1 pseudogene is annotated in these 503 nt (G+C 63.6%); it reads right to left on the minus strand.

The features are described from left to right. Positions 1 to 335, minus strand: a pseudogene (locus ABD323_RS41665) (hypothetical protein); the annotation flags it as partial. Positions 336 to 503: the final 168 nt, after the last annotated feature.

Raw genomic sequence — 503 nt, forward strand, 5'->3', positions numbered from 1 at the left:
TAGAAGGCGCGCCGCTGGAGATTATTGCCGGGGGCGGGCACGGCATCCTCGTCCGGGGAGTGGAGGACGCGGACTCGGTAGTCTCCGTCGCCGAGCCAGAGCTCGCCATTGCGGGAGTGCTTGCCCGTGAGCGACCACACCCCCAAGTCGGCTTTGGATAGCCGATGGTGAGCGAAACCGCGGATCAGGTGGGTGCCGAGCCAGCGATAGGAAGGGTCGGTCAGTTCACGCAGGCGTCGGCGGCGCTTCTGCTCCGCCCAGGCGAACGCATCGTGCAGGGGCTCGCACAGGTCTGCCATGGCAGCCCGAACCCGCTCAACATCGACATTAACCATAGGCGTGAAAATATCACGTCAATAGCTAAGGTTGAAGCATCCGGAGGCCCCGTGTTGAAGTTCGCCCCCACGCGCTCGCGATCTTAGAGGCAATCGGACTTGTGTTCGATGATCTGAGTTCCTGAGTATGCCGACGCCTCCCCCGCCCAGCCCATAGGCCAGGCGGGG

Origin of the sequence: Kitasatospora nipponensis (assembly GCF_039528135.1) — a bacterium.
In the GTDB taxonomy this organism is placed as follows: Bacteria; Actinomycetota; Actinomycetes; order Streptomycetales; family Streptomycetaceae; genus Kitasatospora; species Kitasatospora nipponensis.